The organism is Collinsella aerofaciens (genome assembly GCF_040910245.1).
Lineage (GTDB): Bacteria > Actinomycetota > Coriobacteriia > Coriobacteriales > Coriobacteriaceae > Collinsella.
The window spans coordinates 34,661-51,187 of the sequence record NZ_JBDGAY010000003.1 but is presented as its reverse complement, the minus strand read 5'-3'; the positions used below and the strand labels follow the sequence as shown (position 1 = coordinate 51,187).

The following is a 16,527-nucleotide window of genomic DNA, read 5'->3' as shown; positions in this document are numbered from 1 at the left end:
TCGAACCCGCCAGCACGTCTGCCACAAAGGCCGTGGCCAAAAAATGGCAAAAATGAGTACTGCTACTTTGTTTGCAACATATAATAAGATAGTATTTGCCTAAGTTACGCAACATGTGTCCATTATAAGGACTAACAGTTGGATTAAAATCGTGTATTCATCGCCATTTCGTCTTGCTATCTAGCCTTATTAGTCCAAAATTGCTGCTACCAAATCGGTAACAGTACTCATATTTGATGTTTTTTGACCAGCAGGTCTCCCCCGCCTTAGCAAATCTAAGACAAAACGGGGTCCAGACCGCTGAATCGTGCCGCATAAGGCACGTCCGCAGTCCGGAACCCGGTCCAAATTGAGCTATTGCGTTGTGTTAGGCCAAAACGTCCGACAAAATCTCGATCAGGCTGTCCACGTCGGCTTCCTCGCAGACAAGCGGCGGCAGGAAACGCAGTGTATGAGCTCCGGTCGCGTTAATCACGGCACCGGCCTCCAGCGCCCGGGCAACAATGTCATGCGCATCGCCCGCAGCGTCATCCAGATCGCAGCCGAGCATCAGGCCACGTCCACGCACCTCGGTAACGTGCGGCAGCTTGGCGAGCTCTGCCTCCATATAGGCGCCAACCTTGGCGGCATGCTCGGCATAATCGCCGCGCACAAGCGCGGAGAGTGTCGCGGCACATGCCGCGATGGCCAAGCAGCTACCGCCGAAGGTCGAACCATGATCGCCGGGCTTAAACACGTCGGCGATCTCCTTCTTTGCCACCACGGCGCCCATGGGGACGCCGTCGGCGATGCCCTTGGCAAGACTCATGATGTCAGGCTCCACGCCATAGGTCTGGAATGCAAACGGCTTGCCGGAGCGGAAGATGCCACACTGGACCTCGTCGGCGATAAGAACGGCGCCCACCTCGTGCGCCAAGTCGCGCGCAGCCGCCATAAACTCCTCGGTCATGGGATGCACGCCGCTCTCGCCCTGGATCGGCTCGAGCATCACGGCGCAAATCTCGCTTCCGAGCTGCTTAAAGATTGCGCGCAGTTCATCGACATCGTTGGGCGTGCAGGCCACAAAGCCGCCCGGCAGCGGACGAAAACTGTCCTGCAGCCAATCCTGCATGGTCGCCGCAATGGTCTCGAGCGTACGACCGTGGAAACCGCCGCGCATGCACACGATGGTGTTGCCACCGTTGCCGGCACGCTTGGCGTACAGGCGCGCGAGCTTCATCGAGCCCTCGTTGGCCTCGGCACCGGAGTTGGCAAAGAACGTCTCCCACACCTGCTCGCCCGCAGCCGGAACGCCAAGCGCCGCCGCCGTAGTCTCGTCGCCGGCGGCAATCGCGTCGGCAAGCACGCACGCGCCATCCACATCGTCGTTAGCGAGCTTGGACAGTAGCGCCGCGACCTGGCCACGCTGCTCGATGTAGAAATAGTTGGAGACATGCAAGAGCTTTTTGGTCTGCGTCTCGAGCGCCGACAGCACTGCCGCATTGCCGTGGCCTAGGCTGCATACGCCAATACCTGCAAGAAAATCGAGATACTCACGGCCATCGTCACCGATGAGCTTCATACCGTGACCCTCGACAAATTCGACCGGAGAGCGACCAAAGGTGTGCATAACATAATGGGATTCGAGTGATTGTTGAGCTGCAAGTGACATGGGATACCTTTCGTTAAGCGCCAGGAAGCGCAAACTGTAAGCGTAATGGCGTGGCGATTTAAAACCGACTAGACCGTTTGAAGCTTCTCGACCTCGTCGAGGTTCTCGGTCAGGCGCGCCGCAAACGTCGAAAGCGGGTGCGGATGCGTATCGAACTCGTAAGCCGTCTCGGTGGAGTGGATCACGGTACCGACGCCAGCATCGGTCAGCAGCTCCAGCAGCAGCGAGTGCGGCGTCGTGCCGTTGATGATGTGGGCTCGGAACACGCCAGCGGTAAGCGCATCGACGGCGGCGCGAAGCTTGGGGATCATGCCCTTGTCGACCTCGCCGCCGTAGAGCATCTCATTGACCTCGTCGAGCGTCAGGTTGGAGATGAGCGAATCCTTATTGCTAAAGTCCTTGTACAGGCCGTCGACATCGGTCAAAAAAATCGCTTTGTGCGCGTGAAGCGCCGCCGCAACGGCACCGGCGGCGGTATCGGCGTTGATGTTGAAGAAGCCACCGTCCTCCCCCGCCGCGACCGTGGCGATAACGGGAATGTACTCGCTATCGAGCAAACGCTCGATATAGTCGGTGTTGACGTGCGTGACCTTGCCTACGCGGCCGAGCTCTGGGTCGAGTGGCTCGGCGATAAGGGTACCGGCGTCGCTGCCGGACACGCCCACGGCAAGGTTGCCGTGGTGGTTGAGTGCCGCGACCAGCTCCTGATTGACCTTGCCGCCCAGTACCTCGCGCACGATGTCCATGGTGGCAGCCGTAGTCACGCGCTGGCCGTTCTTAAACTCGACGAGGATATCGTAGTGGCTGAGCGCCTCGTTGATGGCCTTGCCGCCACCGTGCACGATAACAGGGCGCATGCCGATAATCTTGAGCAGGACGATATCGCTCATCACGTCACGACGCAGCTGCTCGTCGACCATGGCGGCACCGCCGTACTTGATAACGACCGTCTTACCGGTCAGGTTCTTAATCCACGGCAGCGCCTCGAACAGCAGCTGCGCGGTAACTTCGTTGGATTCGCTCGAGCGACAATCGCGTGCGAACTTCATAGTCAGCCTCGTCTTTCGTGTAGCTATTGCGCCGTCCCTCGTTGCCCGCGATTGCAGCGGGGCGCACGGCACATCGGGAGTCTAGGAACGGTAGTCGCCGTTAATGGAGATGTACTCGTGCGTGAGGTCGCAAGTCCACACGGTGGTCGCCGCGTCCCCTGCGCCCAGGTCTGCCGAGATCACAATCTCGGGCGCCTCAAAACGTCGCAGGGCTTCGTCCTCATCGAAGGGGACCGTCAGGCCATCGCGACAGACGGGCATACCCATCATGTCGATGGACACATCTTCTTGGTTAAACTGCACGCCGCACTTGCCGAGCGCCATGGCAACGCGGCCCCAGTTGCAGTCGTGGCCGGCGATGCAGGTCTTGACGAGCGGCGAGTTGGCAACAGCACGGGCGGCGATATCGGCCTCCTCGTCGTTCGCGGCGCCGGTGACATTAACCGTCACGAGCTTGGATGCGCCCTCGCCATCTGCGGCGATGTTGCGCGCCAGGCTCTCGCACACCTCATGCACGGCAAAGGCCAACTCGTCAAAGGCATCGGAGCCCTCGACAATAGGCTCGGCATTTGCGGCAGCGCCGGAAGCGAGCATGATGCAGGTGTCGTTGGTCGAAGTATCGGAGTCGACCGTTACCTTGTTGAAGGTCTGCTTGACGGTGGAGAGTAACAGGGCGTGAAGCGCCGCCGGCTCGACGGGGGCATCGGTAGTGATGACTGCGATCATGGTGGCCATGTTGGGCATGATCATACCCGAGCCTTTGCACATACCGCCCACCGTATAGGCATTACCTGCGTGCCCCGCGGCCTCGCTGCGGTAACACACGGCATACTCCTTGGAATGCGTGTCGGTCGTCATGATAGCGCGAGCGGCATCGGCGCCGCCGTGGGCGGAGAGCGCCTCGTAGGCGGCAGGAACGGCGGTCTCAAACGTGTCGATCGGCAGAATCTGACCAATTACGCCCGTGGAGGCGACCAGAATCTGCTGGGGCTCGCAGCCGATGACCTGCGAGGCGATGTTGCAGGTCTCGCGCGCGCAGGCAAGACCGGTTTCACCCGTGGCGGCGTTGGCGTTGCCAGAGTTGATAGAAACACCGGCGATGATGCCATAGCCCTTGTCGGCGCCGCCCAGGTTGGCACGGCTCACCTGCACGGGCGCCGCACAAAAGCGGTTAGTCGTAAACACGCCGGCCCCGGGACAGGGTTTATCGGGCACGACGAGCGCGTAATCCAGGCGCTCGGGATTCTTGCGGAACCCGGCATGGATGCCCGCCGCCTTAAAGCCGGCTGCCGCCGTTACGCCGCCCTCTACGGCATGAATCTTGATATCGAACTGCTCAGCATTCATCGTCTTTATGACTCCTTATGTCAAACAAAAAATGGGCATCGGTTGGTGCGCCATGCCAGCCACAATCATGAGACCAGCTTAAGAGTGGCGCCCCACTCGATGCCCGATTACCAAATCGCTAACAATCGAATGTGCTACACCGGGCACGCCACTGTGGGCAAGCCTCGTCGCTCGTCAAAACCAAAGACGATGTTGGCGCACTGGACCGCCTGGCCTGCTGCACCCTTGCACAGATTGTCGATGGCGCCCGTGGCCACCAGAACGCCCGCGCGCTCGTTGAGCGCGAGGCCGATCTGGGCGGCGTTGGTGCCGACGACCGAAGCCGTCTTGGGCTGCTGACCGGCATCGAGTACGCGCACGAAGGTGCGACCGGCGTAGAACTGCTTGTAATGGTCGACAACGTCCTCAAGGGTCAAGGCATCGATAGCCCGCGGCGTAAGCGGCATCGTCACCGTAGAGAGCAGACCGCGCTTGAGCGGTGCCAGGTGCGGGGTAAAGACGACACGATCGGTTAGGCCCAAGATCTGCTCGATTTCGGGCGTGTGACGATGCTTGCCCACGCCATAGGCCTCCAGGTTTTCGTCCGCGCTGCAAAAATGCGTACGGGCGTTGCAGGACTTACCGGCACCCGTTACACCGCTGATAGCGTCAACGATCACGGGGCCGCTCTGGGCAACCCAGCCGGCGCGCACGGCAGGCGCGGCGGCAAGGCTCGTTGCAGTGGGATAGCAACCGGCGCAGGCGACCAGTACGGGCTTGCCGTCGGCGTGGTCGGATGCAGCGGTCTCCAAATCCTGGGAGAACAGCTCGGGCAGACCAAAGGCGCGGCTCTTGAGTAGCTCGGGGCTCGTGTGCTCGGCGGCATACCAGGCCTCAAAGGTGGCCGGATCGCTCAGGCGATAGTCGGCCGAGAGGTCAATGCAGGAAACTCCCGCGGCAAGCAGGGCGGGCACCCGTGCCATGGCAGCCGTGTGCGGCACGGCCAAAAAGACCGCATCGCAGTTCTTGAGCTCGGGGGCGTCATGCGTCGTGAAGACAAGATCGCTTACGCCGGTGAAGCTCGGGTACACCGCAGACAACGGCTGGCCGGCATCGGCGTTGGACGTGATGACAACAAGTTCAAACTCGGGATGGCCGAGCACGAGGCGAATGAGCTCGGCGCCGGCATATCCAGCCGCACCGACGATTCCAACCTTTAAAGACATATCAGACTCCTTGCCCGCACAGTTATGCACCAATACGTATCTCGCAGCCGTCGTTATGAAGTGGGTTGAAACTTTATCACCAAAAGATGCATATATACGCAAATCTTTTACATATTCATGCATTGAAACAGTCCCGACACATTCACTCGAAGGAATTGACAAATGAATACGGGCCCCATATTGCTCAGCGCACCTTACGGTGACGTTGCAATGTGGGGCCCGCTACATGCGAGAATTTGAATTGTCGAAGCTTGCTGAGAGACTCGTTTAGAGCTCGACCGGCACCCATTCGTCATGGTTGCAGATGAAAGTCTCCGGCTCCTCGACGCTAAAGAAGACGAGCGTGGGGTCGTTGGGCCCCTCATAATGCTCGCCCAAGCGCTCCAGGTGCTTCCAGCCTGCCTCGCATATCGGAAGCGGCCTGGTCATCCAGACCCGCGCGCCCGCGCAAGATGAGCCAGCCATGGCCCGGCCACCAACTCGTGGCCTCAAAGCGTTGATTTTGCAGCAGCTCTTGCCACACGTCTTTGGTGCGCGCCGTTACAAACCACAGCTTGCCGTCCTGGATCTGCGCAAACGAAAACGGACGCACATGCGGCTGTCCGTCAACGCTCGTCGCCAAATACCATGCCGGTACCGACGTCAGATACTCCAACACCGTATTCAATCCGTCCATGTGTCCCCCTGTCACTAGTCTTTTTGGGTCGGGGCTGTTTTAGCTACCCTATGGTTAAAGCTCCAGGCGCTCTTCGCTGCCGTCGATATCACAGAAGCGGGCGGCGATATTGCGCACCGAGAAGAACGCAAGGCGACCGTCGTTGGCGCTCTCGTGATCTTCGCCGATGCCCACCATGTGCTTAAAGCCGGCTTGGCGCACCCGGTCACTCACGACCGCGTCGTCCTCGAGCGCGGCCTCGCCAGTTAATACGATCCAGCACTCCCCCGGTTTCCAACCCGAAACCTCAAACTTGGGGTTCGCGCTAAACTCGGCCCACACATCCTTATCGCGCGAGGTGCAAAACCACAGCTTGCCATCATCGACCATGGCAAACGAGAACGGCCTCACGCGCGGCTGATGTCCGTCCGTCACGTCGATCGTGGCGAGATACCACGCCGGAATACGCCTAAGATACGAACAGGCGCGCTCGAGCTGCGCCGTGCGGTCGTTATCGGTCATAGGGACCCCTTTCCTGCGCTCGAATCGCGCCTAAACAAGTTGAAGATTGATGACGATGACGCAGATGAGCAGCAACGCCGTCACCACCGCCGCCAGCGCATCGCCGCGGCCAAATGCAAGCGCATGCAGACGTGTGCGGCCCTGCTCGCCATGATAGCAACGGGCATCCATGGCGGCAGACAGCGTTTCGGCATGACGGAACACGCCCGTGAACAGCGGAATCGCCACACTGCCGAGCATACGCACGCCGCCGAGCGGGCCTCCCGTCACGCGCGCACCGCGGCTCGCCTGTGCATCGGCCGTCTGCTTCATCTCGGTGGCAAACTGCGGCATAAAGCGCAGCGCGATACCCATGATCATGCCGAGCTCGTGCGCAGGAAGTCCCACACGCGCAAACGGCGCGAGCAGGCGCTCAAAGCCCGCGGTGAGATCGAGCGTGGGCGTGGTGAGCGTAATAGCGCTCATGCCGGCCATCATCAAGGTCAGGCGGCACGCCATAAAGGCGGCGGAATGCAGCGAGCCCTCGCTTATCTGCAAAAAGCCGAGCTGCCACAGAATGCGCCCGCTCTGGTCGGAAAACAGGTCGAGCATCGCGACCACCGCGACGATCGCCAGCAGCGGCGCCATCGATGACAGGACGCGACGAGCCGGCACCCGGGACACGGCATAGATCAGGACAACGAAGATTGCGACCGGGACTAGTCCGCGGAAGCTGCTGACCGTGAGCGTCGTGATCAGAAACACAAAGCCCAAGAGCAACTTGGTTCGCGGGTCCAGGCGATGAATTGCACTATCGCCGGGATAGTAGCTGCCAAACGAAAACGCCTCCATTAGCAGCCCTCCTCTCGCGCGACCGTCTTGGATTTAGCAATGTCCGCGACGTTAGAAGGACCGTCCGAGCGACCGATAAGCAGGTCCACCAGTTCGTCTGCCAGCGACTCAACCGTATAGAGGCCGTCAAAGCGCAGCGGCACGCCTGCCTTCGCAAGCGCCAGCGCCATGCGCTGGGCAGCGGGAACACCCAAGCCGATCGACTTGAGCTCATCGGCATACGCAAAAACCTGAGCGGGCGTACCCTCGGCAAACACCGTGCCCTCGTTCATCACGACAATACGGTCGCAGCAATTGGCAAGGTCATCCATACTGTGTGAAACCATGACGACGGTCAGGCCCTCGTCATGAAGATGGCCGATGAGCTCCAGGAAATCCCTGCGGGCTGCCGGATCGAGCCCCGCCATGGGCTCATCGAGTACCAGGACCTCGGGCTCCATGGCAAGCACGCCAGCAAACGCCACGCGCCGCTGCTGCCCGCCCGAGAGCTCAAAGGGACTCTTGTCGCCCACCGTGGCCAGGTCGAGGCCCACGCGCGCGAGCGATGACTCAACGCGGTGGGCAACCTCGGCCTGCGACAAGCCAAGGTTATGCGGACCAAATGCCACGTCCTGTGCCACGGTCTCGGCAAACAGCTGACGCTCTGGATACTGAAACACCACGCCGACCTTTGCCTTAACCGCGGCGGCATCTTTCTTGTTTACCAGGTCGAGCCCCAACGCGTAAACGGAACCCTCCTGGGGACGAATCAGTCCGTTGAGATGCTGAACCAGTGTCGACTTACCCGAACCGGTATGGCCCGCAAGGCCCAGGAACTCGCCACGACGCACCGTCAGCGATACATTGCGCAACGCCCAGGGGCTGCTAGGGTCGTTGCCCCAGAGGGCCTGTTTGTTCGATGCACCCTCGGCAGCTGAGCGCTTGTGCCAACGGCGACGCTCGCGGGCGCTCAGCGAATAGCCATACGAAAGGTGCGAAATCTCGATGACGGGCTCCAGCGCGTCTGCGCCATCGATTGCAGAGGAAACGTTGTCGGGAATACGAGGATCGGATGCGAAAGGCCGCCCGGCGATGCCTGTCCTACTCCGCTCGGTATAAGCCTGCGCTATATCGGCGACCATATCCGCCTCGCGCACCTGCGCGCAAATGGGCACGCCCTTCGCGCGAAGCGCCCTGCCAAGACAACACGATGCCGGCATATCCAGATTCAGCCGCGCGAGTTCGTCCGCCCGCGTCAAGATCTCCTCGGGCGTGCCCAACATGGCAACGCGCCCCGCCCGAAACACCGCGACTCGATCGGCCTCAGCGGCCTCTTCCATAAAGTGCGTAATCATCACGATGGTCATGCCGCGTTCGTGCAGCGCGTGACAGGCCTTCATAAGGCCCTTGCGCCCGCGCGGGTCGAGCATCGAGGAAGCCTCGTCCAAAATGAGCACGCGCGGCTCCATGGCGAGCACGCCGGCAAGCGCCACGCGCTGCTTTTGTCCGCCCGAGAGAGCGTGGGTCTCGTGGCGCTCAAAGCCCACCAGACCCACGGCCTTCAGCGCCTCGCGCACGCGCTGCGCGATCTGGGCCGATTCGACCCCTAAGTTCTCGGGACCAAACGCAACATCGTCCTCGACAAGCGTTGCCACCAGCTGATCGTCGGGATTCTGGAACACCATGCCAGCAGTCGAGCGAATGTCGTAGACCAGCTCGGGATCGGACGCGTCCATGCCGTTGACGCACACCGTTCCCGCATCGGGCTGCAGCAGCGCGTTCAGGTGCTTGGCAAACGTCGACTTGCCCGACCCGTTTCCGCCGAGGATGCAGAAAAACTCGCCATCTTCGATGTTCAGATCGATGCCATCGAGCGCCGGTGCAACACCGTCATAGCTAAAGGAAACGCCCCGACACTCAATCATGCGCGACCTTTGACCTGGTCCTTCTTGGGCGTGATGAGATTAGAGACCGCCTTGTACACTGCAAGCGTCAATACCGAGTTAAGCACGGTCTTGATAAGGTTGAACGGCAGAACAGCAGGAAGCATGAGTGGCAAAATCACATCGGCCGAGCCATACCAGAACCAAACGCCGATGGTCAGGTTTGCGACCATAGACAACGCCGTAGCGGCAATAACGCCCAGCGCCAGGCCAATCACGGCGCCCTTATAGGTATGCATCTTCTGGTAGACGATAGCCGCAGGCAGAATATAGCCCAGCGTGGCAACCAAGTTCATAAGCGCACCGACCCAATCGCCCGTGGTAAGCGCATGGATAACGATCGCCATAGCGGCAACAGCGGTGCCGGCACCAGGGCCATACGCAAATCCACACACCATCGCCGGCACCAGCGACGGGTCATACGTCAAAAACGGCGCCGAGGGGAGGATGGGCAGCTGCACATACATAAACAGTGCTCCCAAGGCGCACATCAACGCCATGGTAACGAGCTGTTTGGTGCTCCACCTATTCGTGTTCTCAAAATGGATATGCTGCGACTGTTCAGACATAAGATCACCTGCCTCTTTCATCCGGACTCTAACCGTTGGTACTGGGATCTCACCAGTTCAGCCGGCATGCGAACCAACGCACACACGGGTCGCGGACTCATCGGCTCGGCCGCAGGCACGTTTCCTGCGCCACGGTACCCCTTTGGCACCGCCCGATTTACCGCCAGTGGGGAATTTCACCCCGCCCTGAAACAGCAATTGCAAGTGTAGCACGGGCAGGCTTTCGCGCAAGTATGCCAAGGGTAATTTATGGTGGGGATCAGTTGCCGCAACAACCACGTTCTCCGTTCGCTCCAAAGTAGCGCGCCTTTCGCGCAAAGCGCGAAACAGCGAAAGGGACACGTATCCCCATCAACCACATTCTCCGCCCACGCCGACCTCAAGGCCGTAAACGCAGGGGATCCGGGGGCGTGACGGGGTTTCTCTCCGGAACATTCCGCAGGACGCAAAGAGGCTCCGCAGCGCGAAGCGCGATGCGGAGCCTCTTTGCATGTCCGAGGACGTTCCGGAGAGAAACCCCGTCACGCCCCCGGATTCCCGGTGGGAGTTCTAGACCTTGTCGGCCTTAGTACATACCGCCGCCCTGCTGACCAGCGGTAGCAGCAGCGATAGCATCCTCAAGCTGAGTGTTCTTGGGCACATCGGAGACGGTGGCCTCGGTGATGAGAATCAGGCTGGCGACAGAAGCAGCGTTCTGCAGGGTGACGCGGCTGACCTTGACGGGGTCGAGGACGCCCATCTCAATCATGTCGCCCCACTCGCCGTTGGCAGAGTTGAGACCCTGGCCGGCGGGCAGCTCGGCAACCTTGTCGACCACGACAGCGCCCTCAAAGCCAGCGTTCTTGGCGATGGTAGCGACCGGAGCGGTCAGAGCCTTCTTGACGATATCGACGCCAATCTTCTCCTCGGGGTCGTCGATCTCAACAGCGTCGAGCGCAGGAGCAGCGTCCATGAAGGCGACGCCGCCGCCGGCGACAATGCCCTCCTCGACAGCAGCACGGGTGGCCTGCAGGGCGTCCTCGACGCGGTGCTTGATTTCCTTGAGCTCGGACTCGGTAGCAGCGCCGACCTTGATGACGGCAACGCCACCGGAGAGCTTGGCCAGGCGCTCCTGGAGCTTCTCGCGGTCGAAGTCAGAGGTGGTGTTCTCCATCTCGCCCTTGATCTGAGCGATGCGGGCGTCGATGGCCTCCTTGGAGCCAGCGCCGCCGACGACGACGGTGTTGTCCTTGGAGATGGTGACGGACTTAGCGGTACCGAGCATATCGGCGGTGATGTCAGCGACCTTCACGCCCAGCTCGTCCAGAGCGGCCTGGCCACCGGTGAGGACGGCGATGTCCTCGAGGATGCGCTTGCGGCGATCGCCGTAACCCGGAGCCTTGACGGCGCAGACGTTGAGAGCGCCACGGATCTTGTTGAGGACCAGGGTCGGCAGAGCCTCGCCGTCGATGTCCTCAGCGATGATGAGCAGGCCACGGCCGGCGCGCTGGACAGCCTCGAGAACAGGCATGATGTCCTGGACGCTGGAGATCTTCTGGTCGGTGATGAGGATGTACGGATCCTTCATCACGGCCTCCATGCGGTCGTTGTCCGTGACGAAGTAAGCGGAGACATAGCCCTTGTCGAACTGCATGCCCTCGACAGTGTCGATGGTAATGTCGAACGTCTGGGAATCCTCGACGGTGATGACGCCGTCCTTGCCCACGACCTCCATGGCCTCGGCGATCTTCTCGCCAACCTCGGGGTCACCAGCGGAGATGGTGCCGACGGAAGCGATCTGCTCCTTGGTCTCGACCGGCTTGGCCTGCTTCTTCATCTCGGCGACGGCGGCGTTGACGGCCTTGTCGATGCCGCGACGGATGGCCAGCGGGTTGGCGCCAGCGGCGACGTTGCGCAGACCGTCGTTGACGATAGCCTGAGCGAGCAGGGTTGCGGTGGTGGTGCCGTCACCCACGGTGTCGTTGGTCTTGGTGGCGACCTCCTTCACCAGCTGAGCGCCCATGTTCTCGATGTTGTCCTCGAGCTCGATCTCCTTAGCGACGGAAACGCCGTCGTTGGTGATGGTCGGGGCACCGAACGTGCGCTGCAGAGCGACGTAACGGCCCTTGGGGCCCATGGTGACGGTAACGGCATCGGCCAGAGTGTTGACGCCCTTTGCGAGCTTGGCGCGGGCATCGGTGTTGAACGTAATGTTCTTTGCCATGGTAGGTAATCCTCCAAAAGAAATGTGACTCGCGTCGCCGCTTCCGAGTCCTATGCGGCAGGCGCGTTCAAAGACGAATCAGAGATTCTGACGAGGCTAGGCCTCGACGACGGCGTAGATGTCGTCGGCGCGCATCAGCAGATACTTCTCGCCGTCGACCTTGACCTCGTTGCCACCAAACTTACCGTAGATGACAACGTCGCCGACCTGAACGTCCATGGGGATGCGCTCGCCCTTGTCGTTGACCTTACCGGCGCCAACGGCAACGATGGTGCCGCGCTGCGGCTTCTCCTGAGCGTTGCTGGCGATGTACAGGCCAGAAGCGGTCTTCTGCTCGGCCTCGTCGGGCTTGACCAGGACGCGATCTGCAAGCGGCTTCAAAGACGACATGCTTGTTTCCTCCTTTTTGGGCCGCGCGGTCATGCCGCGCGGGTTAACCCTTTTTGTTTGCGTACGCGTTGAATGGTACCCACGAATGGCGGGTTATACAACACGGAGTCAAAAAATCTTATTTTTTGGCACTTAGATTTTCTGAATGCCGGGGGATAACTTGTGCGCGGCTCCCGGGGCGGACCGGAGGGCATGAAGTTTGCTGCTCTACAGTCCTGCGCAAGACGGAAAGCACATTAAGTGCTTTCCTTTGCGTGCGGAACTCGCGACAAACTTCATGCCCTCCGGTCCGCCCCGGGAGCCAGGTTGACTAACTCGGGCCCGGCATTCAGAAAAGTCAGTGCAGCAAAATGGCGATGCGGATGTCGGCATGGGCATGGTTTCGCCACGCGCACGGGTCCCCCAGGGAGCACCGTGCATTTTTGGGAGTATTCAGCAGACCAGGACGGCTGCATACGCACTGGACATTCCTTATTGGTCCCAAGGACGCCTTCAGCGGGCGATTTTGGTCGGTGGGCAGACCCCGTTGGGACAAATGGGCATACTTCGCGCCGTACCAGACCACAAAATGTCATCGAGCTCCGCGATGCTACCCGACTGCAGCGGCGCCGGCGGGGCTTGCGTTGCTGAATACTCCGTTTTTTGCACGGCCCAGGCGGGGGTACATCAGGACCAGAAAGAACATCCCAGCCTTTTTATGCAATCTGCAATGGAAAGTATGCAAAACACCAAGAGACGGCATTGCTGATGTCCAAATTAAATGCGCGGGGCAGCAGCGCCCCCACCCCACGCTCAAATCAAGCAGAGCAGGGACGCTCATAGCGGGTCCCCACCGATATACAAACGCGGCTCGAGCGCCATCCCAAAATAGGCTGTCCGAGCCGCGTTTAACGGTACGGCATGATTATTAGCGCTCGTAAATCAAGTTGCCTGCCAGGTAGGTGGCCTGAACTTTGGTGTCCTGGAGCTCTTGAGGGTCAACGGTGAGCGGGTTTTGGTCCAGGACTACCAGGTCGGCGTATTTGCCGGGCTCCAGGCTGCCGAGGTTTCGCTCGTCGCCTGCGGCGTAGGCGCTGCCCAGGGTGTAGTTGCGCAGAGCTGTAGCCGCGTCGATGCGCTCGCTGGGGAGCCAGCCGCCCTCGGGCCAGTGGCTGCGGGGGTCTTGGCGCGTGATGGCCGTGTAGATCACGTTCATGCTGGTAACGGCCGTGATGGGGCTGTCGGTACCAAAAGCTTGGCGGATGCCGCGCTGCTTATAGGTCGCAAACGGCCACATGATGCGGCTGCGTTCCAGGCCCAGGTCGCGCTCCGGGCCACCCGGGTCGAGCGTGATGTGGCAAGGCTGGCTCGAGGCAATGACGTTGAGCTTGCGCAGACGATCGATGTCCTGAGGCAGCAGATTCTCCAAATGCTCAAGCGTATTATGACCGTGCTGGGGCAGGCCGTAGAGCTCTGCCGCCTCCTCAAAGATATCGAGTGCGGCATGGATGGCACCGTCGCCGATAACGTGGATGCGCACGGTGTGGCCGCGCTCGGCTGCCGCCAGAACCAACTTGCGCATGCGCTCGACAGGAACCGTCAGGCGCCCCTGGTCACCCGGGAAGCGCGGGTTAGTATAGGGCTCAGTGAGGTATGCGGTATGCTCGCTCGACACGCCGTCGAAGAACTGTTTAAATCCTGGCGCCGAGAGCAGCGCGTTGTTTGCGTAGCGGGTCTGGAGTTCTTCCAAGCGCGATTGGTCATCCAGCAGCGTGGGAAACAGATGGGCGCGGATGCCCAGCTTGCCGGCGGCCTGCAGCCTGTCGTAAACATCGTCGCGAATAAAGTCGCAGCCCGGCATGGGCATGAGCGACATATCGCAGATTGAGGTGATGCCTTGCTCGGCCATACGCTTCATCTGGTCGCCGTAAGCGCTCGCGATGCGGTCCTCGCCCAGCCATTCCAGGCAGCGCGGCAGCAGCTGCATAGCAGCTGCCTCGTGGGCAATACCCGTAAGCTCACCGTTTGAGTCTTTGTCGTAACTGCCACCCGCCGGAGGCTCGCTGTCACGCGTCACGCCGAGGGCTTCGAGTGCGCGGCTGTTGAGCCACAGCGTATGCCCATCGCCCGAATACATAACACAGGGGCGACCGGGGAAGGCGGCGTCGAGGGAGGCCTTGGTAGGATGCTCGGGCGGATCCCAGCGGTAATCGCGCCAGCCCTGGGTCACGACCCAGGCGTCGTCGGGCAGGCCCTGGGAAAACTCGAGCGCATGCTGCACCAGTGCCGCCTCGGACGTGCCCATATCCATGAGCATATACGGCGAGGAACCGACCGAGGTATGGAAGAAGTGCAGATGAGCGTCATGGAAACCGGGGCAGACAAACTGCTCGCCGTAATCGACCACCGGCGTGGCGGCAGGTGCGGCGGCAATCACGTCATCGGGCGCGCCGACAGCGACGATGCGATCGCCCGCGATGGCGATCGCCAACTCGCGGGCGGTATCGATGCCGTCTTGCGCGGTAAAGACGTTCTTGGAGCGAATAATCCGATCGATATGTCGCATGGGCATCCCCATCTCTGGCAGGTAATTCAACACCCCCGAGTGTACTCCCCCGCCCTTGTAACAAAACCCCAAGCGGCAAACGGCAACTTTACCAGCCCTAGCGGCAGGTGGCATACTGGAGAAAGCCTGTACGATTTTGCGATCAACCCAGCAAGGAGCAAATCGACCATGACGAAGACCAAGGCACAGCAAATTATGGCGGCAACCGAGGTTCGCGCGGCAGACGACGTCACCGCGGCCATCCAGGATATCGCCGCCGAGTTTGAACCCTACATCATCAAGCAGCGCCGGCACTTCCATAAGCACCCGGAGTTGAGCCTTGCCGAGGAGCGCACGACTTCCGACATCGCCAACCAGCTCGACGCCATGAATATCCCCTACGAGCGTCCGCTCAAGACGGGCCTGGTGGCGACGCTTCGCGGCACCGCGCCGGATGCCTACCGCGAGGACGGCACGCCGCGCCGCCGCATCCTGCTGCGCGCCGATATCGACGCCCTGCCCGTCACTGAGCAGACCGGCGAGGAGTTCGCCAGCGTCAATGAGGGCTGCATGCACGCCTGCGGTCACGACTGCCATATCGCCATGATGCTCGGCACGTTGCAGATTCTGCGCCACATGACCGATGACATCCACGGCGAGATTCGCATCGTATTCCAGCCCAGCGAGGAAAACGGCCAGGGCGCCAAACTCATGATTGGCACGGGTGTGCTCGACGGCGTCGATGGCGCCTACGCCGCGCACATCTGGAGCGAGGTCGACGCCGGTACCGTAAGCTGCGAGCCCGGCCCACGCATGGCAAACACCGACTGGTTCCGCATCGACGTCCGCGGCACCTCGTGCCATGGCGCCATGCCCCAGCGCGGCCACGACGCCGTTATGGTTGCGGCAGAGATCGTCAACGCCCTGCAGACCATCGTCTCGCGCGAGATTAGCCCCTACGAACCCGCCGTCATCACCGTCGGCGAGCTGCACGGCGGCACCGCGCGCAACGTTATCGCCGGCACGGCGTACCTCGCCGGCACGGTGCGCACCTATGGCGACAAAACGCATGAGGAGATGCCCGAGCTTATGCGCCGCATCGTGGAGCACACCGCAGCAGCGCTAGGCGCCGAGGCCGAACTCACCGACTACACCATCGCCAACTACAAGGTCGAAAACGATGCCGCCTCGAGCGAGCGCTGCCGCCAAGCTGTGCTCAAGTGCCTGGGCCCCGCAGGCGAGGGCCATTACCGCGGCACGCTTTCGGGCGAGGACTTCTCGGAGTACCTGCGTCGCGTGCCAGGTGTGCTCGCCTTTGTCGGCGCGCGCAATCCCCAGATCGGCGCCACCTATGCCCAGCACTCCTGCTTCTATAAGATCGACGAGAGCGTGCTCGCCAAGGGCTCCATGGTAGCCGCTCAGTATGCCATCGACTTTTTGGCCGAGCCCACGCAAGAAGAGCTCGACGGCCCCACGATCGCCGCGGTTGCCGAGACCAATCCCGACCTGGCAGCCAAGCTGCGCTCTGCCAAGGCAACGGCCGCCGAGGCCCGCGACGCCATGCACGATGCCCGTACCGCCCGCCATGCCGCAATCAAGGGCATCCACGATGCGCGGGCTGCCGCTCGCCACGAGGAGAAGCATGGCGAGTAGCCGTCA

The 16,527-nt window shown here is 61.2% G+C and carries 13 protein-coding genes and 1 riboswitch; of the genes, 1 reads left to right on the top strand and 12 read right to left on the bottom strand.

Going from position 1 to position 16,527, the window contains the following annotated elements; all coding sequences use genetic code 11:
- Positions 1-367: 367 nt before the first annotated feature.
- From AB5Z20_RS01875 to AB5Z20_RS01820, 12 genes are all read right to left on the bottom strand, one after another.
- On the bottom strand, positions 368-1,609 hold the full coding sequence (locus AB5Z20_RS01875) for an aminotransferase class III-fold pyridoxal phosphate-dependent enzyme (protein ID WP_270226834.1): 1,242 nt from the start codon (positions 1,607-1,609) through the stop codon (positions 368-370).
- A gap of 110 nt (positions 1,610-1,719) precedes the next feature.
- Positions 1,720-2,700 carry an acetylglutamate kinase gene (argB, locus tag AB5Z20_RS01870; protein ID WP_368149318.1) on the bottom strand — a complete coding sequence of 327 codons (981 nt, stop codon included), beginning with the start codon at positions 2,698-2,700 and terminating at the stop codon, positions 1,720-1,722.
- Positions 2,701-2,781: 81 nt separating this feature from the next.
- On the bottom strand, positions 2,782-4,047 hold the full coding sequence (gene argJ, locus AB5Z20_RS01865; protein ID WP_368145079.1) for a bifunctional glutamate N-acetyltransferase/amino-acid acetyltransferase ArgJ: 1,266 nt from the start codon (positions 4,045-4,047) through the stop codon (positions 2,782-2,784).
- A 134-nt stretch (positions 4,048-4,181) separates the two neighbouring features.
- On the bottom strand, positions 4,182-5,252 hold the full coding sequence (gene argC, locus AB5Z20_RS01860) for an N-acetyl-gamma-glutamyl-phosphate reductase (protein ID WP_368156080.1): 1,071 nt from the start codon (positions 5,250-5,252) through the stop codon (positions 4,182-4,184).
- Between the two features lie 361 nt (positions 5,253-5,613).
- A complete protein-coding gene (locus AB5Z20_RS01855) occupies positions 5,614-5,928 on the bottom strand; it encodes a pyridoxamine 5'-phosphate oxidase family protein (protein ID WP_368156079.1) in 315 nt (104 codons plus the stop codon).
- A 54-nt stretch (positions 5,929-5,982) separates the two neighbouring features.
- Positions 5,983-6,429 carry a pyridoxamine 5'-phosphate oxidase family protein gene (locus tag AB5Z20_RS01850; RefSeq protein WP_368156078.1) on the bottom strand — a complete coding sequence of 149 codons (447 nt, stop codon included), beginning with the start codon at positions 6,427-6,429 and terminating at the stop codon, positions 5,983-5,985.
- Positions 6,430-6,459: 30 nt separating this feature from the next.
- Positions 6,460-7,260, bottom strand: a complete 801-nt coding sequence (locus AB5Z20_RS01845; RefSeq protein WP_368156077.1) for an energy-coupling factor transporter transmembrane protein EcfT — start codon at positions 7,258-7,260, stop codon at positions 6,460-6,462.
- Entirely contained in the window at positions 7,260-9,164 is a 1,905-nt protein-coding gene (locus AB5Z20_RS01840) for an energy-coupling factor transporter ATPase (protein ID WP_006234940.1), read from the bottom strand. The genes AB5Z20_RS01845 and AB5Z20_RS01840 overlap by 1 nt, the downstream gene beginning before the upstream one ends.
- Positions 9,161-9,751 carry an ECF transporter S component gene (locus AB5Z20_RS01835; RefSeq protein WP_040358991.1) on the bottom strand — a complete coding sequence of 197 codons (591 nt, stop codon included), beginning with the start codon at positions 9,749-9,751 and terminating at the stop codon, positions 9,161-9,163. The genes AB5Z20_RS01840 and AB5Z20_RS01835 overlap by 4 nt, the downstream gene beginning before the upstream one ends.
- 5 nt (positions 9,752-9,756) lie before the next feature.
- Positions 9,757-9,949: riboswitch (FMN riboswitch) on the bottom strand.
- A gap of 367 nt (positions 9,950-10,316) precedes the next feature.
- Positions 10,317-11,954, bottom strand: a complete 1,638-nt coding sequence (groL, locus tag AB5Z20_RS01830) for a chaperonin GroEL (protein ID WP_006234938.1) — start codon at positions 11,952-11,954, stop codon at positions 10,317-10,319.
- A gap of 96 nt (positions 11,955-12,050) precedes the next feature.
- Complete coding sequence (gene groES / locus AB5Z20_RS01825) at positions 12,051-12,344, bottom strand: co-chaperone GroES (RefSeq protein ID WP_040358989.1); 294 nt, start codon at positions 12,342-12,344, stop codon at positions 12,051-12,053.
- Positions 12,345-13,251: 907 nt separating this feature from the next.
- Positions 13,252-14,889 (bottom strand): amidohydrolase, encoded by a 1,638-nt coding sequence (locus AB5Z20_RS01820; RefSeq protein WP_368156076.1) that lies wholly within the window; start codon positions 14,887-14,889, stop codon positions 13,252-13,254.
- Positions 14,890-15,057: 168 nt separating this feature from the next.
- On the opposite strand from AB5Z20_RS01820, the gene AB5Z20_RS01815 reads away from it, so the two are divergent.
- Positions 15,058-16,521: a M20 family metallopeptidase gene (locus AB5Z20_RS01815; protein WP_138113177.1), complete on the top strand. Its 1,464-nt coding sequence runs from the start codon at positions 15,058-15,060 to the stop codon at positions 16,519-16,521.
- Positions 16,522-16,527: the final 6 nt, after the last annotated feature.

Excerpts from the sequence above, each read along its gene's own strand:
- AB5Z20_RS01835 (WP_040358991.1), bottom strand. The coding sequence starts at position 9,751 with ATGTCTGAACAGTCGCAGCATATCCATTTTGAGAACACGAATAGGTGG.
- AB5Z20_RS01840 (WP_006234940.1), bottom strand. The coding sequence starts at position 9,164 with ATGATTGAGTGTCGGGGCGTTTCCTTTAGCTATGACGGTGTTGCACCG.
- AB5Z20_RS01845 (WP_368156077.1), bottom strand. The coding sequence starts at position 7,260 with ATGGAGGCGTTTTCGTTTGGCAGCTACTATCCCGGCGATAGTGCAATT.
- argC (WP_368156080.1), bottom strand. The coding sequence starts at position 5,252 with ATGTCTTTAAAGGTTGGAATCGTCGGTGCGGCTGGATATGCCGGCGCC.
- argJ (WP_368145079.1), bottom strand. The coding sequence starts at position 4,047 with ATGAATGCTGAGCAGTTCGATATCAAGATTCATGCCGTAGAGGGCGGC.
- AB5Z20_RS01855 (WP_368156079.1), bottom strand. The coding sequence starts at position 5,928 with ATGGACGGATTGAATACGGTGTTGGAGTATCTGACGTCGGTACCGGCA.
- argB (WP_368149318.1), bottom strand. The coding sequence starts at position 2,700 with ATGAAGTTCGCACGCGATTGTCGCTCGAGCGAATCCAACGAAGTTACC.
- AB5Z20_RS01820 (WP_368156076.1), bottom strand. The coding sequence starts at position 14,889 with ATGCGACATATCGATCGGATTATTCGCTCCAAGAACGTCTTTACCGCG.
- groES (WP_040358989.1), bottom strand. The coding sequence starts at position 12,344 with ATGTCGTCTTTGAAGCCGCTTGCAGATCGCGTCCTGGTCAAGCCCGAC.
- AB5Z20_RS01875 (WP_270226834.1), bottom strand. The coding sequence starts at position 1,609 with ATGCACACCTTTGGTCGCTCTCCGGTCGAATTTGTCGAGGGTCACGGT.
- AB5Z20_RS01850 (WP_368156078.1), bottom strand. The coding sequence starts at position 6,429 with ATGACCGATAACGACCGCACGGCGCAGCTCGAGCGCGCCTGTTCGTAT.
- AB5Z20_RS01815 (WP_138113177.1), top strand. The coding sequence starts at position 15,058 with ATGACGAAGACCAAGGCACAGCAAATTATGGCGGCAACCGAGGTTCGC.
- groL (WP_006234938.1), bottom strand. The coding sequence starts at position 11,954 with ATGGCAAAGAACATTACGTTCAACACCGATGCCCGCGCCAAGCTCGCA.